General features: G+C 67.4%; 16 protein-coding genes and 2 rRNA genes. 5 read left to right on the top strand and 13 right to left on the bottom strand.

What is annotated here, in order from left to right; all coding sequences use genetic code 11:
• Positions 1-340: 340 nt before the first annotated feature.
• From N7L95_RS02075 to deoC, 10 genes are all read right to left on the bottom strand, one after another.
• Positions 341-1,027, bottom strand: coding sequence for a YceH family protein (locus N7L95_RS02075; protein ID WP_301258152.1), 687 nt, complete (start codon positions 1,025-1,027; stop codon positions 341-343).
• Between the two features lie 111 nt (positions 1,028-1,138).
• Positions 1,139-3,781, bottom strand: coding sequence for an AAA family ATPase (locus tag N7L95_RS02070; RefSeq protein ID WP_301258151.1), 2,643 nt, complete (start codon positions 3,779-3,781; stop codon positions 1,139-1,141).
• Positions 3,778-4,908: a metallophosphoesterase family protein gene (locus N7L95_RS02065; RefSeq protein ID WP_301258150.1), complete on the bottom strand. Its 1,131-nt coding sequence runs from the start codon at positions 4,906-4,908 to the stop codon at positions 3,778-3,780. Before N7L95_RS02065 ends, N7L95_RS02070 begins: the two co-directional genes overlap by 4 nt.
• Position 4,909: 1 nt before the next feature.
• Entirely contained in the window at positions 4,910-5,875 is a 966-nt protein-coding gene (locus N7L95_RS02060; protein WP_301258149.1) for an ABC transporter permease, read from the bottom strand.
• Positions 5,868-6,977 carry an ABC transporter permease gene (locus tag N7L95_RS02055; protein WP_301258148.1) on the bottom strand — a complete coding sequence of 370 codons (1,110 nt, stop codon included), beginning with the start codon at positions 6,975-6,977 and terminating at the stop codon, positions 5,868-5,870. The genes N7L95_RS02060 and N7L95_RS02055 overlap by 8 nt, the downstream gene beginning before the upstream one ends.
• Positions 6,974-8,650: an ABC transporter ATP-binding protein gene (locus tag N7L95_RS02050; protein WP_301258147.1), complete on the bottom strand. Its 1,677-nt coding sequence runs from the start codon at positions 8,648-8,650 to the stop codon at positions 6,974-6,976. The genes N7L95_RS02055 and N7L95_RS02050 overlap by 4 nt, the downstream gene beginning before the upstream one ends.
• Positions 8,651-8,655: 5 nt before the next feature.
• The gene (locus N7L95_RS02045) at positions 8,656-9,681 is read right to left on the bottom strand and encodes a BMP family lipoprotein (RefSeq protein ID WP_435870054.1); all 1,026 of its coding nucleotides are present in this window, start codon (positions 9,679-9,681) and stop codon (positions 8,656-8,658) included.
• A 94-nt stretch (positions 9,682-9,775) separates the two neighbouring features.
• A complete protein-coding gene (locus N7L95_RS02040; protein ID WP_301260042.1) occupies positions 9,776-10,177 on the bottom strand; it encodes a cytidine deaminase in 402 nt (133 codons plus the stop codon).
• A 51-nt stretch (positions 10,178-10,228) separates the two neighbouring features.
• Positions 10,229-11,590 carry a thymidine phosphorylase gene (deoA, locus tag N7L95_RS02035; RefSeq protein WP_301260041.1) on the bottom strand — a complete coding sequence of 454 codons (1,362 nt, stop codon included), beginning with the start codon at positions 11,588-11,590 and terminating at the stop codon, positions 10,229-10,231.
• A gap of 24 nt (positions 11,591-11,614) precedes the next feature.
• Complete coding sequence (gene deoC, locus N7L95_RS02030; RefSeq protein WP_301258146.1) at positions 11,615-12,412, bottom strand: deoxyribose-phosphate aldolase; 798 nt, start codon at positions 12,410-12,412, stop codon at positions 11,615-11,617.
• A gap of 337 nt (positions 12,413-12,749) precedes the next feature.
• On the opposite strand from deoC, the gene N7L95_RS02025 reads away from it, so the two are divergent.
• From N7L95_RS02025 to N7L95_RS29565, 4 genes are all read left to right on the top strand, one after another.
• Positions 12,750-14,264: an alanine/glycine:cation symporter family protein gene (locus N7L95_RS02025; protein WP_301258145.1), complete on the top strand. Its 1,515-nt coding sequence runs from the start codon at positions 12,750-12,752 to the stop codon at positions 14,262-14,264.
• Positions 14,265-14,676: 412 nt separating this feature from the next.
• On the top strand, positions 14,677-16,413 hold the full coding sequence (locus tag N7L95_RS02020) for an alkaline phosphatase D family protein (protein WP_301258144.1): 1,737 nt from the start codon (positions 14,677-14,679) through the stop codon (positions 16,411-16,413).
• A 242-nt stretch (positions 16,414-16,655) separates the two neighbouring features.
• Positions 16,656-17,567, top strand: coding sequence for an amino acid ABC transporter substrate-binding protein (locus N7L95_RS02015; RefSeq protein ID WP_301258143.1), 912 nt, complete (start codon positions 16,656-16,658; stop codon positions 17,565-17,567).
• A 616-nt stretch (positions 17,568-18,183) separates the two neighbouring features.
• A complete protein-coding gene (locus N7L95_RS29565) occupies positions 18,184-18,513 on the top strand; it encodes an SDR family oxidoreductase (RefSeq protein ID WP_363324857.1) in 330 nt (109 codons plus the stop codon).
• A 470-nt stretch (positions 18,514-18,983) separates the two neighbouring features.
• On the opposite strand, the gene N7L95_RS02010 is transcribed toward N7L95_RS29565, so the two are convergent.
• The gene (locus N7L95_RS02010) at positions 18,984-19,424 is read right to left on the bottom strand and encodes a helix-turn-helix domain-containing protein (RefSeq protein ID WP_301258142.1); all 441 of its coding nucleotides are present in this window, start codon (positions 19,422-19,424) and stop codon (positions 18,984-18,986) included.
• Positions 19,425-19,498: 74 nt separating this feature from the next.
• Between N7L95_RS02010 and N7L95_RS02005 the strand changes: the two genes are divergently transcribed.
• Entirely contained in the window at positions 19,499-20,359 is an 861-nt protein-coding gene (locus N7L95_RS02005; protein ID WP_301258141.1) for a class I SAM-dependent methyltransferase, read from the top strand.
• Between the two features lie 544 nt (positions 20,360-20,903).
• Here the strand turns inward: N7L95_RS02005 and rrf are convergent.
• Positions 20,904-21,016: ribosomal RNA gene (gene rrf / locus N7L95_RS02000) — 5S ribosomal RNA — on the bottom strand.
• Positions 21,017-21,179: 163 nt separating this feature from the next.
• Positions 21,180-24,053, bottom strand: a 23S ribosomal RNA gene (locus tag N7L95_RS01995).
• Positions 24,054-24,068: the final 15 nt, after the last annotated feature.

Raw genomic sequence — 24,068 nt, 5'->3', positions numbered from 1 at the left:
CGCATCATCCGCCGGGGCTTGCGCCAGGTGACAAGGCGACCCAAAGCAGCGCATGGCCATCGCGGGCGATGGCATGCGATGCATGCTCTCGCCACCGGCCGCCGCGGGTCTTTGATCCGCGGCAAGGAACAGGCGACGGCCTGGCGTGGCCTTGTCGCCGTTCGCTGGTGATGGTGGGCTGCGGTCCGCGGCCGCCCCGCTTCACGCGGCTGGCGTCCGCGCTTCATGGGGGTGGCAGTGAAGTGGTCAGGCGACCGGTCAGCCGCGTGTGGAGTGCCGCGGGCCGCCCCTTCCAGCGAACCTGGAAGGCACCGGGGCCTTGCGGTCGCCGCAGCGTCCCTCAGCCGGCGCTGGGGTCGTCAACGGCCACGCCCAGCTCACCGGCCAGGCGCAGCACCAGCGCACGCAATTCAGCCAGCTCGGCAGCCATGCGGGCCTGCTCGGCGCGCAGCGCGGCGATCTCGCTGGCGGCGGGCCTGCCCTCGCCCGCACCACCACCCGCCGCCATCTCGGCAGCCGCAGGCGGCACCGCCACCTCGCCGCACAGCAAGTGGGCCCAGCGCGCTTCACGGGCACCGGGTGCGCGCGGCAGCTTGACCACACGTCGTGGTTCACGCTCGGCGAGTTCTTCGAGAAAGCCCTCGACCGAAGAGATGTCGGCAAAGCGGTGCAGCCGCTCGGTGTGCAAGCGCAGTTCGGCGGCGGTCTGCGGCCCGCGCAGCATCAGCAGGGTCAGCAAGGCCACCGACTGGCTCGGCACGCCGAGCCCGCGCGGCGCGTTGTGCTCGAAGCGCACCACCCGGCTGCCGCTCACCTCGTTGACCAGGGTCTGCTCCTTCAGGCCTTCGATGGCCTGCAGCACCTCGGCTTCGCTGACGTTCATCACCGGCTCGCGGGCCGTCTTCTGGTTGCAGCCGAGGGTCAGTGCGTTCAATGACAGCGGGTAGCTGTCGGGCACCGTGTGCTGTTTTTCGACCAGCACCGCGAGCACGCGGGCTTCCAGCGGCGTGAGGGTTCTCAAGGCCATGACCGTCCCCCGCATACGACCGGGTGGCTGCAAGGCTTCATCACGTCAACTCCTGTGTCTTGTTCAACTCCTGCCTGCGGGCAGCGGCCAACGATAGCACGCGAGGCGGACTCAGCCGGCCTTCAGCGCCTCGATGGCGCGAGGCGCCACGCCCAGGTCGCGCCAGCCCGCGGGATGGCAGGTGAACAGCAGGATCTGGTGGCGTTGCGCAGCATCGAACAGCACGCGCTTCATCTGGCCCAGGCGCTGCTCGTCGCTGTGCACCAGCGCGTCATCGAGGATGATGAGCGTGGCCCGGCCGGCTTCCTGCAGCAGGTCGGCATAGGCCAGCCGGCTGATCACGCCCATCTGCTCGCGTGCGCCGAAGCTGAGGCTGGCGAACTCGCCGGTCTCGGGCCCGCGCAGGCCGGGGCGCGTCAACGGGCCGGGGCTCAGCTGCTCGTCGATGAGCAGGCTGGCGCGCGGGAACAGCAGCTGCAGGTAGCGGTCCAGGTGCCGTTGCAGCGGTGCCTGCAGGCGCCGTGTCAACGCGCCGCGGTGGGCTTCAAGGCGGGTCAGCAGGAAGTCCAGCGCTTCGGCACGGCGCTGCAGCTCGCCATGCCGGCGCTGCAACGCCTCCACCTCGCGTGCCTGCTCGCCGCGGGTTTCCTCCAGCCCCTGGGCACCGGCGCTTTGCAGGGCGCTTTCGAGGCGGATGATCTCGTCACGGCGCTCGCGATACTGCTTCTCGGCCTGCTCGGCGCTGCGGCGCAGGCGCTCGATGTCCTGCCTCAGGATGTCCGGCCGGGCGGCCTGCACCTGGTGCTCACGCGCCTCGATGCGGGCGGCCAGCGCGGTGGCTTCGGCCCGCGACTCCACCAGCGACTGGCCATGCTGCTGCAGGCGCTGGCGGCGCTGCGGGTCCGCCAGCCCGGCGCGCAGCGTCTCGCATTCGCGGCGGGCCGCGTCGCGCTCGCTGCTCGCCACCAACAGCGTCTGCAGCGCGCTGTGCAACTGCGAATTGCTCTGCTCGGTGGCGCGGCGCGCCTGCTCGTGTTCGTCCTCGGCCGCGGCCAGGGCCGGCACGCTGTCCGGCGGTGGCGGCGGCAAGCGGTCGAGGGCCGCCTGGGCCTCGCCCATGCGGGCCGCCTGCGCGGCACGCTCGGTGCGCAGTGCATCCAGCCCCTTGGGCGCCAGCAGGTGCAAGGTCTGGTCGGCATGGCCGATCTCGGTGAGCTGCTGGCGGTGCAGCTGGTGCCGCGCCTCGGCGGCTTGCAGCGAAGCCAGCCCCAGGCGCTGCAGCAGCGCGGCATGCTCGTCGCGCACTTCGCCATGCTGTCGAGCCAGCTCGCCCAGGTCCTGGCCACCCGGCTCGATGCGCAGCCGGCCGACACCCGGCACCCACCATTCGGCCGGTGCGACCAGCAGGCGTTCGCCCTGGCCGCTCAGTGCCTCGCCGTCCACCTGCATTGCCTGCCCCGGCTCCAGCGCATAACGCACCCGCGTGGCGGCCGCCGCACGGCGCAGCTCCAGGTCGTGCAGCCGCCCGTGCTGCTTGCGCAGCAGTTCGAGTTCGCGCACGGCAATCTGGGTGGTGGCAGCCTCGCTGCGCAGTGCCACCAGCCGCTGGTGTTCGGCCTCTGCCTTGGCCACCGCCTCGGCCAGGTCGGCGGCACGGGCCTGGGCCTCGCGCAGCTGGCGCTGCAGCGCTTGGCGGCTGTCTTCCTGGCGAGCCAGGCGCAAGGCCTCACGGGCCCGCTCGTAGCGCCGCGCCAGGGCTTCGGCTTCGAGCTTCAGCTGCTGCTCGCGGGCTTCGGCCACCGCATGCCGCTGCTCGGCCAGGGCCTGCGCCTTCGCCCGCGCGGCCAGCTCGGCCTGCTGTTGCTCGAAGGCGGCCAGCTGCTCGCGCAGCAGTTCCAGCCGGCCCTGCTGCTCCCTCAGCCGCTCCCGGTCGCGGGCGAGCTGCTGCTGCAGTTCGGCGGCGGCTTGCAAGGCCTGCTCGGCCTGCGACTGGGCGGCGCGGTAGCCCTCCCAGGGGCGCTCCGCCTCGTCGCGCCGTTGCTGCTCACGCAGGCCGGCCAGGGTGTCGACCTGCTGGCGGTAGGCCTCGACTTGGTCGTCCAGCTCGGCCAGCCGGCCCGATGCGTTCTGCAGGTCCTCGATCACCTTCTGATACTCGCCGCGCGGGCGGCTGCCTGCTGTCAGCAGGAGAGCACGCTCGGCCCTGACGCGCTCGAGGATGTCATCCCCGCCGCTGCTGGCCACCTCGCCCAGCGTGGCCTGCAAGGCCGTGCGCAAATGGTCGGTGGCAAAGCGCACCGGCTCGTGCACTTCATGGGCCGAGCCCTGCTCGATCCACAGCAGGCCGGGGATGCCCCAGTGTTCGGCCTTGCTGGCCCCCTTGCCGGCGAACTGGAAACCGAGCAGCTGGGCCAGGTGGTCTTCCGCCTCGACGCCCTCCAGCCGCAGGCTGCCAGCCCGCAGCTCGCACCGTTTGCGGTGCAGGAAGGTCTTGCTCAGGCGGTATGTGGTGTCGGCGAAGTCGAACTCGAGCTCCACCGTGGGTGCTGCGGCGGAGTCGCCCCAGGGTCGCAGGTCTTCAACCATGGTGGAGCGGTGCCGCTCGAAGAAGGCGGCGCGGATGGCACGCACGATGCTGCTCTTGCCGGCCTCGTTGGCACCGGTGAAGAGATTGAGGCCGGGCTCGAAGCCATCGATCTCCAGCGGCTGGCGGAACTGCCTCAGCTGCTCGATGCGCAGGCGCCTGAGCTTCATGGCCGCTGCAGCCCCGTGGCCGGGTGGCGCTCGGCGAGCAGGCCGGCCAGCAGGGCCAGTGCGTCGCGGGCCAGGCCGGCCCGCTCGCCCTGCTGCGCGTCGCGCAGCTCGGCGATGACCTCGCCCAGGTAGCCGTCAGCCTGCAGCGCGGCAATGTCGTCCTCGGTGGGCAGCAGCCGCAAGCCGGACAGGTCGGCCCGCAGGCAGCGCACCCGCGCCTGCAACTCGCCCATGGCGCGCTGCACCCGCTGATGGCCGGCCAGGTCGACGCTGCCCTGCAGTTGCAGCTCGATCACGTCGCCGCTGCCCGCCTCCGACAGACGGGCCAGCAGCTGATCCACATCACTGGCCACGCCCAGGGTCTGCGACAGCGTGCGCCAGTGGAACTGCCGGCAGGTCAGCGGCGTCACCTGCGCCTGCGAGCCGGGCGATGCCAGCTCGACCAGCAAGGCCTGCCCGGCCGCGTTGGCCTTGAAACGGTCCGGCTCGGGCGTGCCGCTGTACCAGGTGCGCGCATCGACCTGCCGGGTGCCGTGCCAGTCACCCAGCGCCAGGTAGTCGAGCCGGGCACGCGCCGCACGGTCGGCCGCAATCGGGTTGGGAGAATCAATGCCTTCGGCCAGCAGGCCTTGCACGCTGCCATGGGCGATGCCGATGCGCAGCAGGCCGGGCGGCGTCTCCGCGTCGTCGAACCAGGCGGTCAGGTCGGCATGGGTGTGGCGCTGCGTCAGCGGCGCGGCAAGCACGGCAAAGCCGCGCTCGGCGAAGGACAGCACCTGCGGCTGCAACGCCAGGTGCACGTTCGCCGGCACCGCACCCAGCAGGGCAGCGCGGGTCCAGACACTTTCGGCCAATGCCGCATCGTGGTTGCCGGGGATCAGGACCCAGGGGCCGGCATAGCCGGCCAGCGCATGGAACAGGCGGCGTACGGTGCGGTCGGACACCGTCTGGGCGTCGAAGACGTCGCCGGCCACAAGCACCGCGTCCACCGCCTGCTCGGTCGCCAGGGCGGCCAGCCGCTCCACCGCAGCAAAGCGCGCCTCGGCCAGGGGCACCGCGTCATCGGGCTCGAACTGTCCATAGTGGCGGCCGATCTGCCAGTCGGCGGTATGCAGGAAGCGAGGCACCTCAGCGTTCTTTCACGTAGGGCCGGCCCAGCGCATGCGGCGCCTGGGCACGGCCAAAGAAACCGGCCAGCAGGACCACGGTGAGCAGGTAGGGCAGCGCCTGGATCAGCTCCACCGGCAAGGTGGCCACCGAGCTGCCCTGCAGGCGGATGGCAAGCGCGTCCAGGAAGCCGAACAACAAGCAGGCCACGCCCGCGCGCAGCGGATGCCACTGCCCGAACACCATGGCCGCCAGCGCCATGAAGCCGCGGCCCGCGGTCATGTTGGGTGTGAAGGCCGCATTCTGCGCCAGCGTCAGGTAGGTGCCGGCAATGCCGCACAGCAGCCCCGCCGCGATCACGGCGCGGTAGCGCAGCCAGCTGACCGAGATGCCGGCCGCATCCACCGTGGCCGGGTTCTCGCCGACCGCCCGCAGCCGCAGCCCGAAGCGGGTGCGGTACAGCAGCCACCAGGTGGCCGGCACCAGCGCGAAGGCCAGCCACACCAGCACGTCATGCCGCAGCACGCCCTCCGCCAGCAGCGGACCGATGCCCGGCCACCCGTGCACGGCAGCCACCGCATCGGGGAACAGCGCGGTGAAGCGCCGTTCCGGCGCCACGTCCGGCGTGCGGCCGCCCTGCTGGAACCAGACCAGTCCCAGCACCGCGGTGAGGCCGGCCGCAATGATGTTGATGGCCACGCCGGAGACGATCTGCTGCCCGCGATGCGTGATGCAGGCGAAGCCATGCACCAGCGCCATCGCCACCGAGACGCCGCAGGCCGCCAGCAGGGCCAGCCAGGCGGGCCAGCCCGCGGCGGCCAGGCAGGCGGCGGTGAAGGCCGCAGCCAGCATCTTGCCCTCCAGGCCGATGTCGATCACGCCGGCACGCTCGCTGTACACTCCGGCCAGTGCACACAGCACCAGCGGCACGGAGATGCGCAGCGTGGCCCCCAGCAGGGAGCCGGCCATCAGCAGCAGTTCATCCATGGCGGCCTCCCGCCCAACCGTAGACCCGCGCCACGGCGGGCCGCAGCATCAGTGCCAACGCACCGCAGAACAACACCACGAAGCCCTGCACCGTCACCGACATGTCGCGGGTGAAGGCCGGCATCTCGAACACCAGCTCCGATCCGCCCTGGGCCAGCGCCCCAAACAGCAGCGCCGCCAGCGCGATGCCCAGCGGGTGGTTGCGCCCCATCAAGGCCACCGCGATGCCGGTGAAACCGGCCCCCGCCACGAAGTCGAGCAGCAACTTGTGATGCACGCCAGCGATTTCGTTGACGCCGGCCAGCGCCGCCAGCGCACCCGAGATGCACAAGGCCACCACCGTGAGGCGGCGCGGGTCCATGCCGGCGTAGCGGGCAGCGTCGGGCGCCAGCCCCACCGTGCGCAGCGCAAAGCCGAGCCGCGTGTGCCACAGCAACAGCCACACTGCCACACAGGCCAGCAGGGCCAGCAGGAAGGCGAGGTTCAGCGGCGTGTCGGGCCATTCGATGCCCAGCAGCGCCAGTACCGCCTGGGCGCTGGGCAGCGCGGCGCCCTCGGCGAAGGGCCGGCTCTCCACCGCCAGGCCACCTGGCGTGGCGACCACATTGACCAGCAGCCACACCATCAGCGTCGACGCAAGGAAGTTGAACATGATGGTGGTGATGACGATGTGGCTGCCCCGGTAGGCCTGCAGCCAGGCCGGCACGAAGGCCCAGGCCACGCCGGCCAGGCAGCCGCCCAGCACGGCCAGTGGCAGCAGCAGCGGCGCCGGCAGCCAGCCATCCAGGCCCAGCAGCACCAGGCCCACCCCCAGGCCGCCGAGCGTGGCCTGGCCTTCGGCCCCGATGTTGAAGTGCCCGGCCTGGAAAGCCACCGCCACCGCCAGGCCGGTGAAGAGGAAATTGGTGGTGTAGTAGAGCGTGTAGCTCCAGGCGAGCGCACTGCCGAAGGCGCCCTCGAGCAGCAGCCGCACCGCGTCGAAGGGGTTCTGGCCGATCGCCCACACCAGCAGGCCGGCCGCGGCGAGCGCGACCACGACATTGAGCACCGGCAGCACGCCGACATCGACCCAGCGCGGCAGGGTGGCCGGGGTGGAACTCATGACAACTCTCCGGTAAGGCCGCCGGCGGCGCTGGCGGGCGGCGTTTCGTCCGCCGAGCCCAGGCGGTCCGGCCCTGCCGCAGCGGGCGACGCGGCCTGCGCTCCCATCAGCGCGCCGAGGCGGCGTTCGTCGGCCTGACTGCGCGGCAGCTCGCCGGTGATGCGGCCGCCGCACATGACGACGATGCGGTCGGCCAGTGCCAGGATCTCCTCCAGCTCGGTGGAGACCAGCAGCACCGCGCACCCCGCATCGCGCAGCGCGACGATGCGCTTGTGGATGAACTCGATGGCGCCGATGTCGACGCCGCGCGTCGGCTGACCGATCAACAGCACCCTCGGCGCACGCTGGAACTCGCGCGCCAGGATCAGCTTCTGCTGGTTGCCGCCGGAGAACTTGGCCGAGCCCAGGCGCTCGTTGCGCGGGCGCACGTCGAAGTCCTCCATCATGCGGCGGCAGGCGGCGCGCATCGCGCCCAGCGAGAGCAGGAAAGGCCCACGGCGCAGGGCCGGGTCGTCCTGGTAGCCGAGCGCGGCCGACTCCCACATCGGAAAGCCGAGCACCAGGCCCTGCCGGTGCCGGTCCTCCGGCACATGGGCCACGCCCAGCCGCCGCAACTCGCGCGGGCCGATGGGGTGCTCATGGCTGGCATCGTGCCAGCCGCCGCTGGCCGCGGCATGGCGGATGCGGCCCTGCTGCGGCGGCTGCATGCCCGAGAGCAAGGCCAGCAACTCGCTCTGGCCGTTGCCCGCGACGCCGACGACACCGACGATCTCGCCGGCCCGCAACTCCAGCGACACGTCCTGCAGCCGCGCCACGCCCTGCGCATCCCGCCACCACAGGCCTTCGGCCGCCAGCCGGGTCTCCGCCACCCGGACAGCCGGCGCGGCAGCGCCCAGCACCACCTTGCGGCCCACCATCAGCTCGGCCAGCTCGGCCTCGCTGGTCTCGCGGGTGGGCCGGGTGGCGACCACGCTGCCGCCGCGCATCACGGTGACCTGGTCGCAGGTGGCCATGATCTCCTTGAGCTTGTGCGTCACCAGCAGGATGGTGACGCCACGTGCCTTCAACTCGGCCAGCACCGCGAAGAGCTGCTCGCTCTCCTGCGGCGTCAGCACCCCGGTCGGTTCATCGAGGATGAGGATGCGCGCCCCCCGGTACAGGGCCTTGAGGATCTCCACCCGCTGCAGCGCGCCCACCGGCAGGTCGCGCACGCGGGCGTCGGGCTCCACCGCCAGGCCGAACTCGCGGGCCAGGCGCTGCAGCTCCCGCCGCGCCTGGCCGAGCGGCGCCGCCAGCGAAAAGCCGCCTTCGGCGCCGAGCACCACGTTCTCCAGCACCGTGAAGCGCTCGACCAGCATGAAATGCTGGTGCACCATGCCGACACCTTGGGCGATCGCCTCCTGGGCGCTGCGCAGGCGCACCTCGCGGCCGCCGATGTGGATGCTGCCGGCATCGGGCTCATGGAAGCCGTAGAGGATGCTCATCAGGGTGGACTTGCCGGCGCCGTTCTCGCCGACCAGGCCATGGATGCTGCCGCGGGCCACGGTCAGGTGGATGTCGCGGTTGGCCTGCACCTCGCCGAAGCGCTTGTGGATGCCGCGCAACTCGACGGCCGGCACCCCGGCAGGCTCAGGCAGGGCCACTGCTGCCGGGGGGGACAGGGTCGGGGGCACGGCGTTCAGTACTTGCAGCCGCCGTCCGCGCTGTAGAGCGCCACCTTCAGCTTGCCGGAGACGATGTCCGCCTCCGCGGCCTGCAGGCGCTTCTTCATCTCCGGCGTCACCAGCTTGGCGTTGTGCTGGTCCATGGCCAGGCCGACGCCCTGCTCCTTCACGCCGAGCACCACGGTGCCGGGCTTCCATTGGCCGTTCTTGGCCGCCATGGCAATGGTATAGACCGCGTTGTCGACCCGCTTGACCATCGAGGTCAGCATGGTGCCGGGCTGCAGGTGGTTCTGGTTGCTGTCGACGCCGATGGCGAGCTTGCCCTGGTCCTTGGCCGTCTGGTAGACGCCCAGGCCGGTGGCGCCTGCAGCCGCGAAGATCACGTCCACCCCGCGCGAGAACTGGGCCTTGGCCAGCTCGCCGCCGCGGGTCGGGTCGTTCCAGGCAGCCGGCGTGGTGCCCGTCATGTTGGCCAGCAGCTCGGCCTTCGGGTTGGCGTACTTGATGCCGTGCTCATAGCCGCACTGGAAGCGGCGGATCAGCGGCACGTCCATGCCCCCGATGAAACCGACCTTGCCGCTCTTGCTGGCCATGGCCGCCAGCATGCCGGCCAGGAAGGTGCCTTCCTGGTCCTTGAAGACGACCGATTGCACATTGGGCGCCTCCACCACGCTGTCGATCAGCGCGAACTGCTGCTTGGGAAATTGCTTGGCCACCTTCTCCAGCACCGAGGTGTGGGCGAAGCCGATCGCGATGATGGGGTTCGCGCCCTTCTGTGCCATGCGACGCAGCGCCTGCTCGCGCTGCGTGTCGTTGGAGATCTCGAAGTCGAGGTAGCCGATGCCGGTTTCCTTCTTGAAGCGCTCGATGCCGTTGTAGGCCGCTTCGTTGAAGGACTTGTCGAACTTGCCGCCGGCGTCGTAGACCACCGCCGGCTGGCTGGCCTGCGCCCAGGCGCCGACGCCCATGCCGAGCGCGGGGGCGGCGAGCATGGCCAGGCAGGCGCGGCGCAGGAAGCGGTGGGTCGAGGTCCGGGTCATGAAGGAGTCCTTCTGCTGTCGATGATGGGCGCACATGTTCGCAAAATGCATGCAAGGTCGCCTCGGGATTGATCCCAGGGCGCACAGCCGCGGTTCAAGCGGACGGCTGGAAGCCGAAGCCGTCGGGCAGCAGCTCGGCCATGGACGTCAGGCGCCGCGCTCCCTGCACATTGGCCAGCAGCACGGCCAGCTGGGGCCCGCCCAGCTCGAACATCACCTGCCGGCAGGCCCCGCAAGGCGTGATGGGCTGGGGCGTATCGCCGATCACGGCGATGCGGCTGAAGCCGCCGGGCCGCATGCCGGTGGCGATGGCGGTGAAGAAGGCGGTGCGCTCGGCGCAGTTGCACAAGCCGTAGGCCGCGTTCTCGACATTGCAGCCGGTGAACAGGCGGCCGTCATGCGCCAGCAGCGCGGCGCCCACCCGGAAATGCGAGTACGGTGCATGAGCATGGTCGCGCGCCTGGCGGGCGGCTTCGATCAGTTCGTCGTCGGACATCATGGGCTTCCGGTTCGGGGGTGAGGCAATCGCGGTGCAGTAAGGCTGGCGTCACGGCACCACGCGGGGCTCGATCATGCCTGCCACCACCGGGCGCTTGGCCCAGGCGGCTGCAGGGTCGGTCCAACGGTAGGCCGCCTGCACGGCAGCCACCGCCGCATCGGCCGAGGCCGGGTTGGCGGCATGCACCAAAGCCACCGGCGTGCCGCGCTCCAGCACGGCGCCCACGGGCGCCAGCGCGCTGAGCCCCACCGCGGGGTCGATGCGGTCTTCGCTGCGGCGGCGGCCACCGCCCAGCTGCACCACCACGATTCCGAGGGCGCGCGTGTCGATGCTGGCCACCCGCGACAGCCCGGCTGCCCGGGCCTCGGGTGGTACCGGGACCGCCTTCACGACCGGGGCGGCCGCCAGGTAGCGCTGCGAGCGCTCCAGCAGGTCGGCCGGCCCGCCCAGCCCCGCCACCATGCGAGCGAAACGCTCAGCCGCTTGGCCACTGTCGAGGGCCCGCTGCAGCCGGCCCTCGGCCTCGCTCCAGTGCGACACCTGGCCGGCCTGCAGCAGCAGGCTGCCGCCCAAGGCCATGACCAGCTCATGCAGCCGCGCCGGCCGATCGCGGCCGCTCAGGTAGTCGAGCGTCAGGCTCAGTTCCAGCGCGTTGCCAGCGGCGGGCGCGAGCGGCTGGTCCATGTCCGTCAGCAAGGCGCGCGTCGGCAGGCCGGCGTCCTGGCCCACCTGCACCAGGCTCTGCGCCAAGGCGCTGGCCGCAGCGGGCTCCTGCATGAAGGCGCCGGAGCCGAACTTGACGTCCAGCACCAGGGCCTGCAGGCCGGCCGCCAGCTTCTTGGCCAGGATGGAAGCGGTGATCAGCGGCATTGACTCGACCGTGGCCGTGACATCGCGCACCGCGTACAGCCGCCGGTCCGCCGGCGCCAGCCGCTCGCCAGCGCCGACGATGGCCACCCCCACCTCGCGCACCACCCGCTGCAGCTGGGCCAGCGAGGGTTGCACGCGGTAGCCGGGGATGGATTCCAGCTTGTCCAGCGTGCCACCGGTGTGGCCGAGGCCGCGGCCGGAGATCATTGGCACGAAGCAGCCGCAGGCTGCCAGCATGGGCCCGAGCATCAGCGACACGGTGTCGCCCACGCCGCCGGTCGAGTGCTTGTCCACCACCGGGCCGGGCAGCTGCTGCGCGCCGTCCCAGCGCAGACGCTCGCCGCTGTCGCGCATGGCCAGCGTGAGGGCGACCGCCTCGGCGGTGTCCATGCCGCGGCAGCACACCGCCATCGCAAAGGCGCCCATCTGCGCTTCGCTGACCCGGCCATCGGCAATGCCGGCCACCAAGGCCTGGATGTCGGCCGCCGCCAAGGCGGCGCCGTCGCGCTTGCGGCGAATGATTTCCTGCGGCAGCAGCAAGGAGGTGTTCGGGTTCATCGGGTGTCAGTAGGCAGCGCGAGGGGTGGCTGCTGCGGGCGGCGGCAGCCCGTCCAGCGCAGCGAGCAGCGCGCCGACCAGGCTCGAGGCACCGAAGCGCAGATGCTCCGGGGTCAGCCAGCTGTCGCCGCAGGCCCGGGCCACCTGGTCGAGGTAGGCCTGAACGTCCGCAATGCCGGTGACGCCGCCGGCGATCTTCAGGCCGACCCGTCCGCCGTGCTCGTTGATGACCTGTAGCAGGCAGGCCACCGCCTCCGGCGTCGCGTTGACCGGCACCTTGCCGGTGGAGGTCTTGAGGAAATCCGCCCCTTCTGCCGCCGCGATGCGGCCCGCTTCCAGGATGGTCGCGGGATCGCGCAGCTCGCCGGTCTCGAGAATCACCTTCAGCGGTACCGGGCTGCCGGCGCGCTGGCAGGCTCGACGGCCGGCACCCACCAGTTCGGCGCCCACCTGCGGCTGGCCGTCCAGCAAGGCGCGCCAGGGGAAGACGAGGTCGATCTCGTCCGCGCCGGCGGCCAGCGCGCCCTCGATCTCGGCCACCACCTGGGAGGCCGGCCTCTGGCCCTGCGGGAAGTTGACCACCGTGGCCACCCGCACCGCGGTGAGGCCCTGGGCATCGAGTGCCTGGCGCGCCACCGGCACGAAGCGCGGATAGACGCACAGCGCGGCGGGCGCACCGTGCGGCGTGGCGGCCCGGGCGGCGAGCGCGCGGATGGAGTCGTCGCTGTCCTCGTCCTTCAGCGAGGTGAGGTCCAGGCACTGCAGGGCCAGCAGCGCGGCCTCTGCCGGCGTGCGGGCCGTCATTGCACCGGCACCGGCAAGGCCGGCGGGAAGCAGCAGGGAATAGCAAGCCGGGGGCTCATGGACCACCTTTCATCATGAACGCCCTGTGGCGGGCAAGAGCGCATCGTAGCGGCTGCGCTGCGCAATTCGTCGCCAAAAGTGACAGCGGCCACACTGCTACAGTTGCGCCCTCGGCCGCTGGACCGGGCCCGCATGCGGACCCGCTTCGGCGGCTATCCCTTCCAAGGCCGTCGCCTACACCATGCCGCCGGCCGGACCCAACGCTGCTGCTCTCCTGCGGCGCTCCACAAAAGCGCAGCAGCCGCAGGCGTGACCCATTTGATACGGAGGAAGACAAGTGACTGAATGGATCAACCGGATCAACGATCTGGTCTGGAGTAACGCCCTCATCTACCTGTGCCTCGGCGTCGGCCTGTATTTCTCGCTGCGCACCCGCTTCATGCAGCTGCGCGGCTTCGGCGAGATGCTGCGGCTGATGTTCAAGAGCGAGAAGTCGGCCGCCGGCGTCTCGTCCTTCCAGGCGCTGGCCATGTCGCTGTCGGGCCGCGTCGGCACCGGCAACATCGCGGGCGTGGCCACGGCCATCTACTACGGCGGGCCCGGCGCGGTCTTCTGGATGTGGATGATGGCCTTCCTGGGGGCTTCCACCGCCTATGTCGAGTCCACCCTCGCCCAGGTCTACAAGGAAACGGACAGCAACGGTCAGTACCGTGGCGGCCCGGCCTACTACATCGAGAAGGCCATGGGCCAGAAGTGGTACGCCTGGATCTTCGCGGTGGCCACCGTCATCGCCATGGGCCTGCTGCTGCCCGGCGTGCAGGCCAACAGCATCGCCGCCGGCGTCGAGAACGCCTGGAAGATCCCGTCGCACTACACGGCCGCGGCCATCGTGCTGGCACTGGGCTGCATCATCTTCGGCGGTGTCAAGCGCATCGCCAGCTTCGCCGAAATCGTGGTGCCCTTCATGGCGCTCGCCTACATCCTGATGGCAGTGGTCATCACGGTGATGAACATCGGCCAGGTGCCCGAGATGATGTCGCTGATCGTGCGCAGCGCCTTCGGCATGGATGCCGGCTTCGGCGCGCTGCTCGGCCTGGCCATTCAATGGGGTGTCAAGCGCGGCGTCTACTCGAACGAGGCCGGCCAGGGCAGCGGCGCCCACCCGGCAGCGGCGGCCGAGGTCTCCCACCCTGCCAAGCAGGGCTATGTGCAGGCCTTCTCGATCTACGTGGACACGCTGCTCGTGTGCACCGCCACCGCCTTCATGGTGCTGGCCACCGGCAGCTACAACGTCAAGCAGGTCGGAAGCACCGAGCTGCTGGTGAACAAGCTGCCGGGCGTGGCCACCGGCCCGGGCTACACGCAGGCCGCGGTCGAATCCATGCTGCCCGGCTTCGGCGCCAGCTTTGTGGCGCTCGCGCTGATGTTCTTCGCGTTCACCACCATCGTGGCCTACTACTACATGGCCGAGACCAATGTCAGCTACATCAACCGCAAGGTCCATCGCCCCTGGCTCAGCCTGGTGCTGAAGGTCGCGATGATCGCCTCGGTCAGCTACGGTGCCGTGAAGAGCGCCGACGCCGCGTGGGCGCTGGGCGATATCGGCGTGGGCCTGATGGCCTGGCTCAACATCATCGCCATCATCATCCTGCAGAAGCCGGCCCTGCTGTGCCTGAAGGACTACGAAGCGCAGAAGAAGGCGGGCCTCGACCCGGTGTTCGATCCCGACAAGCTGGGCATCAAGAACGCCGACCTGTGGCGTGAGCGGCTGAGCCGGCAAGCAGCCCCGGCGGTGGTCGCCAAGCCCAACGGTCCCAGCCTGTCCAACCCGCAGCCGCGCTCACCGTCCTGAGATCGGCCGCTGTGGCGGCTCCCGGGCTTGCCGGGGCCGCCCGACACGGCCGAGCCCGCGCGAGCCGCTGGCCGAAGGTCGCGGCTCCTGGCTTTCGGCATGCCGCGAGCGGGCATCCACCGGCATCGAACGCGGCACCGCCCCCCGCTGGACGCCGCGGCCTTGCGGCCGGCCTACCGCCGGCGGCTGCCCTCCCGCTGCCCCGGCTCCCCTGCCTGCTCCCCTGCCTGCTCCCCTGCCTGCCCCTCGCCTGCCCTGGTTCCCCGGGGCGTAGCGGGGCATCGCCGGGCGACGCAAGAGCGCGCCTCTGTGGCGCAGACGGTGTCGATGCAAGATGGATGCATCGCCAGTTGTCATGCGGGCTTCATCCGCGGAACCTACGCTGCCGCTCTTTTTGCGACAGGACCGCACGATGACCCTCAAGAAACCGCTCCCCGCCGTACCGTCACGGCGCCATTTCATCCGTGGCATGGCCGCCGGCTCGGCAGCGCTCGGCCTCGCTGCCTGCGGCGGCGGGGGTGGCGACGGCGACCCCGCTGCGCCCGGCGGCGCCGCCAGCTTTCGGCACGGAGTGGCCAGCGGCGACCCGTTGGCCGACCGCGTCATCCTCTGGACCCGGGTGAGCGTTGCCGATGCACGCCCGCTGTCCGTGCGATGGGAGGTGGCGAGCGACGCCGCCTTCGCCCGCATCGTCGCCAGCGGCGAGGCCCCTACCGATGCCAGCCGCGACCACACGGTGAAGGTCGACGCCACCGGGCTGGCCGCCGGCACCGCCTATCACTACCGTTTCCGCGCCGGCGAGCAGTGGTCTCCCGTCGGACGCACCAAGACGCTGCCCCGCGACCCGGTGACCCGGGTGCGACTGGCCGTGTTCTCCTGCGCCAACTATCCCGCCGGCTACTTCAATGCCTATGCCGCTGCTGCGCGCCTCGAAGACCTGGACCTGGCGGTGCACCTGGGCGACTACATCTACGAATACGCCCGGGGCGGCTATGCCGACGCGCAGGCCCCGCAGCTCGGCCGTGAATCGCTCCCCGCCACCGAGACCGTGGCCCTGGCCGACTATCGCCTGCGCCATGCCCAGTACCGCACCGACCCCGACCTGCAGGCACTGCATGCCGCATTGCCGATGGTGGCGGTGTGGGACGACCACGAAGTGGCCAACGACAGCTGGCGCGAAGGCGCCGAGAACCACCAGCCAGACAGCGAAGGCAGCTTCGCGGCACGCAAGGCAGCGGCGCTGCAGGCCTATCTCGAATGGATGCCGATCCGGCTGCCCGACCCGGCGCGGCCCGACCGCATCTACCGGTCGTTCCAGTTCGGCTCCCTGCTGGCGCTGCACATGCTCGACACCCGCCTGGTCGGCCGCGACCGCCAACTGGAACTCACCCACTACCTGCGCGCCGACGGCAGCTTCGACCAAGCGGCCTACCAGGCTGCGGTGGGTGATGCACAACGCCAGCTGCTGGGAGCAGAACAGGCCGCCTGGCTGCAGCAGCAATGGCGCGACTCGGGCACGACATGGGACATCCTGGGTCAGCAGGTGCTGATGGGCCGCATGAACCTGCCATCCCCCGTGCTCTTCCACCTGATGACCGCCGGCAAGCAGGGCGTGGCGATGGACAACTACGTGGCCTTGCTGCATAAGCAACGCACCGCGCCCGAGACCCTCACGCCGGTGGAGCAGGCGGTGTTGGCCCAACCCTCACTTCCTTACAACCTCGATGCCTGGGACGGCTACCCGGTGGCCCGGGAACAGGTCCTCTCCCACGCCCGCGCGCTGGACAAGAACCTCGTGGTGCTGGCCGGCGACACCCACAACGCCTGGGCCAGCAACCTCGCCACCGCCGGCGGCGCGGCCGTGGGCGTGGAATTCGCCACCGCCTCCGTCAGCTCGCCCGGCTTCGAGGCCTACCTGCCCACCGTGGAGCCGGCCCAACTGGCCGCCGGCCTGCAGGCCCTCGTGCCCGACCTCGGCTACTGCGACACCAGCCGCCGCGGCTTCCTGGTCGTCACCGCCACCCCGACAGAATGCCGGGCCGACTGGTACTACGTGCCGAGCATCGCCAGCCGCAGCGCCAGTGCAGTGCTGGGTAAGAGCCTGAAGACCTTGCCCGGCCAGGGCCAGCGCCGCTTGTTGCCTGCCTGACGGGGCGAGTGCCCGGCCCCGCTGGCTGGGCACTCGCCACACAACAGCGTGCAAGTCGCTGGCGCTGGCCGCGAACACCCGTGCATATCTCACGGAAGTGCGCTCAACGCTGAACAACTGACAGCTTGTATGTAAATTTCAGTAGCAAGTTGTAAGTGCAAACCCTATCATCCCGACTTCTGGATTAACCACTGGCATGACGCCTCAAGAGGGCGACCTTGCCTCCCAAAGGTCGACGCGACATGAACAGCACTTCCTCTTCCCTCCAGCGCCTGGGCGCACTCCTCCTGGCCTTGGGCGGCTTGTGCTCGGCACAGGCCCAGGGCACCGACACGCTGGCGCGGGTGCGCGAAACGCGCAGCATCACCCTCGGCGTGCGGGAATCCGCCCGTCCCTTCTCTTACCTCAACGAAGCCAAGCAGCCGGTCGGCTATTCGGTGGACCTGTGCCTGGCCGCGGTGGAAGAGATCAAGCGCGAGCTGAAGCTGCCCGAACTCAAGGTGAACTACCTCACCGTGAGCGGCCCCGAGCGCGTGCCCAAGCTGCTGGCTGGCCAGATCGACCTGGAATGCGGCTCCACCACCAACACCAAGGCCCGTCAGGCGCAGGTGGACTTCAGCTACACCATCTTCGTCGCCGGCATGCGGGTGCTGGTGCCCAAAGGCACCAAGGTCGACACGGTGAAGGACCTGGACGGCATGCCGGTGGCCATCAGCAAGGGCACCACGTCGGAGAAGCTGTTCACCCAGCTGCAGAGCTCCGGTGAAGCGCGCTTCCAGCTGCAGCAATACGCCAGCAATGGCGAAGCGTTCAAGGCGGTGCGCGAAGGCAAGGCGCGCGCCTTCCCGCAAGACGATGCACTGCTCATGGGCCTGGCCTCGCGCGAGAAGGCGCTGGACTCGCTGGGCCTGAGCAGCATGTCCCTGTCGGTCGAGCCCTACGGCATCATGATGCGCAAGGGCGACGCCAAGCTGGTTGACCTGGTGGACCGCACGCTGTCGCGCCTCTATTCCAGCGGCGAGATCCAGGGCCTGTACAAGAAGTGGTTCAGCACCGACGGCCTGAGCATCCCGATGAGCCGGCTGACCCGCGACAGCTTCATGCGTCCCAACAAGGAAGCCGGCGTGGCCATGCTGCTCGGCTACTCGATCTGACCTGGTTCTGCTGAGCCTGCAACTCCGGCCGGCTGCCGGAGCTGCAGCGCCTTCCCGGTACGGCCGCTCCTTGCAGCGGGCCGTGTCCCGGCAACGTCGGCCGTTCCGCGCCGGCGTCGGCCTGATGGCTTTGCCGGCGGATGCGCACCTTCTAGCGCCTTCCTCATGCACCCCTCGCCACGGCCTGTCGGCCTGGGTTGCCCGTCCCTGCCCCGCCTTCCACGACACGCACACGCTGGTGCATGCCATGCCGAGCCCCATCGGCTGCCTGTCGGCAGCATGATGCGGTCATGGCTCACGTCGGGCGCATCGACGTCCTGATCAACAGTGCCGGCACCTTCGAAGGCGCGCCGGTAGGCGATGTCTCTCGGACGATGTTCGAGAAGCCGTGGCGAAGGGTGCAGAGCAGCAGTTCCAGCCAAACACCTGGACCGTCGGCGCGCCCCCAAGGGCGCGCTACTTCACTGTCCGTGTGAAGGCGGCGCGATCGTGAACGTGTCCACCAGCCTGGTTCACATGCCCGGCAGCGGTACTGCCGCCTATGCCCCGAGAAAGGCAAAGGTCGAGGTCCTCAGCTGGAGTTTCGCCATGAAGCCGGGCCACCGTGGAGTAGTACGTGTGTCAACGGGGTGGCCCCTGTGATCACGTACACGCACATGAGGGCCGGCCTGCCGTCAACGCAACTGGAGCGGGAAGCCGCCTGACACCTCTGGGGCGACTCGCTGAACCCGACGACATCGCAGACGCAGCCCACCTGCTTGTCTCCCACGACGCACGCTGGATCACCGGCCGCACGGCTCTGGTGGACGGCGGCCGGGTATGGGCGCTGGTGGGGGCCTGCACAAGCGGGCGCCGCCCCGTCTCGGTCCTGCGAATGGAACTCGCTTCGGCGGCAAGCTCGCTGCAGCACCTGAAACAGAAAAAAGGCCACGGCCGGCGTCCCTGAGGGACAAGAGGGTCAGCGCTTTCCGGGCGCAGGGAGCGGCACTCTGTCGCTTCCCTCCTAACGGACGCTGCCAACCACCGACAAGCGTGGGGCAGCCGTACTCGAGCCCTTGCTTTGCTGTTGCTTCAAGTGCGGCGCCCCCGCCCCCGGTTGCTCGGTGGGCCGGACCGGTGCATGGGCAGTTGCCGCGGAACGCCGTGGCCCAGTGGGGCAACGAAGTGCGCTTCGCGCTCCTGGACGACGACAGAGCCGCATGAGTCGCCCTGCACAGCCTCAGCAGTCGATGCCGAGACGCGGCACCGGGTGTTGCCAGCCCGAACACGGCGGAGCTTTTGCCGGGTCCTCGAAGAACATGACGCCGAAGCGAGAGATGAACATATCGACGCTGCCCGGCCTCAAGGAGCGAAACTGTAGGTCGGCAACGATGAAGCTCGCCGGAATGGCACATGCACAGAGGCGCCGCAGGCGTTTCAACGGTCCGGCAATCGCCCTCGCTTTCTTGTCGTGCGTCCGCCCACGGCGCCCGACGCGGCAGCCTGCAGGATACGGCGGAAGGTCGGGCACTCCATATGGCTCGGTGCCGTGCAGGCGGCGGCATGTTGGAGCCCGTCGCGCATGGCTTGCAAGCGGGCGATCGTGCGGTCCAGCTCCTTTGCCTTGGCCAACAGCATCTCGCGGTCGATGCTGGGCTGTCCGTCGGGCGTGAACATCGACGCGATCTCGTCCAGCGAGAAGCCGGCCGCCCGGCCGAGTGCGATCAAGGCCAGGCGCTCCAGCACAGCCGGCTCGAACAGGCGGCGCAAGCCCCGCCTGCCCACGGAGGCGATCAGCCCCTTTTCCTCGTAGAAACGCAGCGTCGATGCCGGGACACCGGCTAACCGTGCCACTTCGGTGGTGTCGAGGGCTCTCAACCGCTTGACCTCAAGTCGACTTGAAGTTGCACAGTTTAGCTTTCACTACTGAAGACAGGAAAAGGTTAACGAACATGGATGCCACCCCCTCCGTCGCTGCTGAGCAGGCTGCACTCTGGAACGGCTCTGCCGGACAGGCGTGGGTCGATACGCAAGACGTCCTCGACCAGATGTTCCAGCCATTCGAAACTCTCCTTGCCGAGGCGGTCACGACCGCGCGCGCGGCCTGCGTGCTGGATATCGGCTGCGGCACGGGAACGACCACCTTGGCCGCAGCACGGCAACTCGGCGCCAGCGGCCGGTGCACGGGCATTGACATCTCCGAGCCGATGATTCGCGTCGCCCGCCGTCGTGCCGCACAAGACCAGATTGCGGCGAACTTCATCGCTGCCGACGCACAGTTCCACGCCTTGGAGCCTGGCAGCGTCGATATGTTCATCTCTCGCTTCGGCGTCATGTTTTTTGAGGACCCCGCAAAGGCCTTCGCCAACCTGCACCGCGCGGCAAAGGCGGGCGCGAAGTGCCAATTCATCGTGTGGCGGAGCGCGGAAGAAAACCCCTTCATGACCACAGCCGAACGCGCGGCGGCACCACTGTTGCCGAGCCTCCCGCCCCGACGGCCCAACATGCCAGGCCAGTTCGCATTCGCCGATCGCGACCGGATCCAGGGCATCATGGAAGAAGCCGGTTGGGTGGACGTCGATATTCGACCACTCGATGTGGAGTGCACCTTTCTCGAGAAAGATCTTGTCCGCTACCTGACCCGCCTTGGCCCTGTCGGCCGAATCCTCGGCGAAGTCGGCGACGAAGTTCGCAGGCAGGTCATCACGACGGCACGCACAGCCTTCGACCGCTATGTCAAGGGCAGCGAAGTCCGCTTCAACGCTGCCTGCTGGCTGATGAGCGCGCGCGCCTTCCCCAGCTCCGCCCGCTGACAAATGCGCCTCGCCATCGTGCAAGGCGACGCCTGAGAGGCGCTCCGCACGGAGCGCCGTTCGTATCCCGCCATCCCACACCCTGCTGTCGGCGCCAACGCGTATCCGCAATCCAGCCGCAATAGCCCGCGCACTGTTAATCCAAGCAGCATTTGCGTTTCTGCGTTCCCGCCAGAAGTAAGCTGCGCCCCACAGTGCTCAAAGACATTTCATTTCCTACAAACCGCTTGGCGTTAGTTCATTTCATGGCTGCAATTCACGGACTTTTTGGGATGCGCCTCGGGTTGTGTAGGAGCGCTTTTGTCCGGCTAGCAGAGACGCGAGAGCCCCAAATCCCGCGAAGCACGGCAACTTCTAGTGCGCTGCGCGCCCTCTTCCTTTTTCGGCGGTAACGAATCGGGGGTACTGCCTCGTCCCGGTTATCGCACCAGGTCAAATAATGAAGGAGCAGTTGCCCCGAATCACCAGCGCGTGGCCATCTTTCAGTGGCCCAAAAGCAAAACCCCGCCGACTGCGAGAGTGGGCGGGGTTTTGGGGAATAACAGCCTGACGATGTCCTACTTTCACACGGGAATCCGCACTATCATCGGCGCTGAGGCGTTTCACTGTCCTGTTCGGGATGGGAAGGAGTGGGACCACCTCGCTATGGTCATCAGGCATAACTGGATGCCGCCTTGCTGCTGGAGCAAGACGACCAATTCGTAGAGTCTGCGTGAATCAGCGGATTTGATTGCGCACCGGATGGTGAGGCGCTGTAGTGGCCTCACCCGGCATAAGCTATTTGACTCACTTCGATGTCGCTGAGGATCACCAAAGTTATAGGGTCAAGCCGCACGAGCAATTAGTACTGGTTAGCTTAACGCATTACTGCGCTTCCACACCCAGCCTATCAACGTCCTGGTCTTGAACGACTCTTCAGGGGGCTCAAGGCCCCGGCAAGACTCATCTTGAGACGAGTTTCCCGCTTAGATGCTTTCAGCGGTTATCTCTTCCGCACTTAACTACTCGGCAATGCCACTGGCGTGACAACCGATACACCAGAGGTGCGTCCACTCCGGTCCTCTCGTACTAGGAGCAGGCTCTCTCAATCTTGCAGCGCCCACGGAAGATAGGGACCAAACTGTCTCACGACGTTTTAAACCCAGCTCACGTACCTCTTTAAATGGCGAACAGCCATACCCTTGGGACCGGCTACAGCCCCAGGATGAGATGAGCCGACATCGAGGTGCCAAACACCGCCGTCGATATGAACTCTTGGGCGGTATCAGCCTGTTATCCCCAGAGTACCTTTTATCCGTTGAGCGATGGCCCTTCCATACAGAACCACCGGATCACTTAGTCCTACTTTCGTATCTGCTCGACTTGTCAGTCTCGCAGTTAAGCACGCTTTTGCCTATGCACTATCAGCACGATTTCCGACCGTGCCTAGCGTACCTTCGAACTCCTCCGTTACGCTTTGGGAGGAGACCGCCCCAGTCAAACTGCCCACCATACACTGTCCCCAACCCGGATCACGGGCCAAGGTTAGAACCTCAAACACACCAGGGTGGTATTTCAAGGACGGCTCCACGGCACCTAGCGGCACCGCTTCAAAGCCTCCCACCTATCCTACACAGATCTGTTCAAAGTCCAATGTAAAGCTACAGTAAAGGTTCATGGGGTCTTTCCGTCTTTCCGCGGGGAGATTGCATCATCACAAACATTTCAACTTCGCTGAGTCTCTGGAGGAGACAGTGTGGCCATCGTTACGCCATTCGTGCAGGTCGGAACTTACCCGACAAGGAATTTCGCTACCTTAGGACCGTTATAGTTACGGCCGCCGTTTACCGGGGCTTCGATCAAGAGCTTGCACCCCATCACTTAACCTTCCGGCACCGGGCAGGCGTCACACCCTATACGTCGACTTTCGTCTTTGCAGAGTGCTGTGTTTTTATTAAACAGTCGCAGCCACCGATTCTCTGCGACCCCATTGGGCTCCCCTTGTACAGGTTCACCTACTAAGGGCACACCTTCTTCCGAAGTTACGGTGTCAATTTGCCGAGTTCCTTCTCCAGAGTTCTCTCAAGCGCCTGAGAATACTCATCACGCGCACCAGTGTCGGTTTGCGGTACGGTCGTGTGTAGCTGAAGCTTAGTGGCTTTTCCTGGAAGCAGGGTATCACTCACTTCGGCCGCAAGCGGCCTCGTTATCACCTCTCATCTTAGCCCGGCGGATTTGCCTACCAGGCACGACTACAGGCTTGAACCGGGACATCCAACACCCGGCTGAGCTAACCTTCTCCGTCCCCACATCGCACTACACATCGGTACAGGAATATTGACCTGTTTCCCATCAGCTACGCATCTCTGCCTCGCCTTAGGGGCCGACTCACCCTACGCCGATGAACGTTGCGTAGGAAACCTTGCGCTTACGGCGAGGGGGCTTTTCACCCCCTTTAACGCTACTCATGTCAGCATTCGCACTTCTGATACCTCCAGCATCCCTCTCGAGACACCTTCACAGGCTTACAGAACGCTCTCCTACCGCGCACATTGCTGTGCACCCGCAGCTTCGGTAACTGGCTTAGCCCCGTTACATCTTCCGCGCAGGACGACTCGATCAGTGAGCTATTACGCTTTCTTTAAATGATGGCTGCTTCTAAGCCAACATCCTGACTGTTTTAGCCTTCCCACTTCGTTTCCCACTTAGCCAATTTTAGGGACCTTAGCTGGCGGTCTGGGTTGTTTCCCTCTTGTGTCCGGACGTTAGCACCCGGTGCACTGTCTCCCAAGCTGTACTCATCGGTATTCGGAGTTTGCAATGGTTTGGTAAGTCGCCATGACCCCCTAGCCATAACAGTGCTCTACCCCCGATGGTAATACTTGAGGCACTACCTAAATAGTTTTCGGAGAGAACCAGCTATTTCCAAGTTTGTTTAGCCTTTCACCCCTATCCACAGCTCATCCGCTAGTTTTGCAACACTAGTCGGTTCGGACCTCCAGTAAGTGTTACCTCACCTTCATCCTGGCCATGGATAGATCACTTGGTTTCGGGTCTACACCCAGCGACTGAACGCCCTATTCGGACTCGGTTTCCCTGCGCCTTCCCTATTCGGTTAAGCTTGCCACTGAATGTAAGTCGCTGACCCATTATACAAAAGGTACGCCGTCACCCTTGCGGGCTCCGACTTTTTGTATGCATGCGGTTTCAGGATCTATTTCACTCCCCTCCCGGGGTTCTTTTCGCCTTTCCCTCACGGTACTAGTTCGCTATCGGTCGATTACGAGTATTTAGCCTTGGAGGATGGTCCCCCCATCTTCAGACAGGATTTCACGTGTCCCGCCCTACTTGTCGCACGCCTAGTTCCACACCACACTTTTTTCATACAGGGCTATCACCTGCTATGGCCGGCCTTTCCAAACCGTTCTGATAAGTACGATGCTAAAACGTGCAGGCTGGTCCGATTTCGCTCGCCACTACTTTCGGAATCTCGGTTGATGTCTTTTCCTCGAGCTACTGAGATGTTTCAGTTCACCCGGTTCGCCTCGCATACCTATGTATTCAGTATGCGATACCCCTAAGGGTGGGTTTCCCCATTCGGAAATCTCCGGATCACAGCTAATTTGCCAGCTCCCCGAAGCTTATCGCAGGCTATCACGTCCTTCTTCGCCTGTAATCGCCAAGGCATCCACCACATGCACTTAGTCACTTGACCCTATAACTTTGACGC

This window comes from Eleftheria terrae (assembly GCF_030419005.1).
GTDB classification, from domain to species: Bacteria; Pseudomonadota; Gammaproteobacteria; order Burkholderiales; family Burkholderiaceae_C; genus Caldimonas; species Caldimonas terrae.
Note: the sequence above shows the minus strand (reverse complement) of the source record. Positions and strands in the feature narration are given on the sequence as shown.

Bases quoted from the DNA above. Each gene is read 5' to 3' on its own strand.
- N7L95_RS02070 (WP_301258151.1), bottom strand. From the start codon at position 3,781: ATGAAGCTCAGGCGCCTGCGCATCGAGCAGCTGAGGCAGTTCCGCCAG.
- N7L95_RS02060 (WP_301258149.1), bottom strand. From the start codon at position 5,875: ATGGATGAACTGCTGCTGATGGCCGGCTCCCTGCTGGGGGCCACGCTG.
- N7L95_RS02075 (WP_301258152.1), bottom strand. From the start codon at position 1,027: ATGGCCTTGAGAACCCTCACGCCGCTGGAAGCCCGCGTGCTCGCGGTG.
- N7L95_RS02045 (WP_435870054.1), bottom strand. From the start codon at position 9,681: ATGACCCGGACCTCGACCCACCGCTTCCTGCGCCGCGCCTGCCTGGCC.
- N7L95_RS02005 (WP_301258141.1), top strand. From the start codon at position 19,499: ATGGATGCCACCCCCTCCGTCGCTGCTGAGCAGGCTGCACTCTGGAAC.
- N7L95_RS02015 (WP_301258143.1), top strand. From the start codon at position 16,656: ATGAACAGCACTTCCTCTTCCCTCCAGCGCCTGGGCGCACTCCTCCTG.
- N7L95_RS02040 (WP_301260042.1), bottom strand. From the start codon at position 10,177: ATGTCCGACGACGAACTGATCGAAGCCGCCCGCCAGGCGCGCGACCAT.
- deoC (WP_301258146.1), bottom strand. From the start codon at position 12,412: ATGACGGCCCGCACGCCGGCAGAGGCCGCGCTGCTGGCCCTGCAGTGC.
- N7L95_RS02020 (WP_301258144.1), top strand. From the start codon at position 14,677: ATGACCCTCAAGAAACCGCTCCCCGCCGTACCGTCACGGCGCCATTTC.
- N7L95_RS02055 (WP_301258148.1), bottom strand. From the start codon at position 6,977: ATGAGTTCCACCCCGGCCACCCTGCCGCGCTGGGTCGATGTCGGCGTG.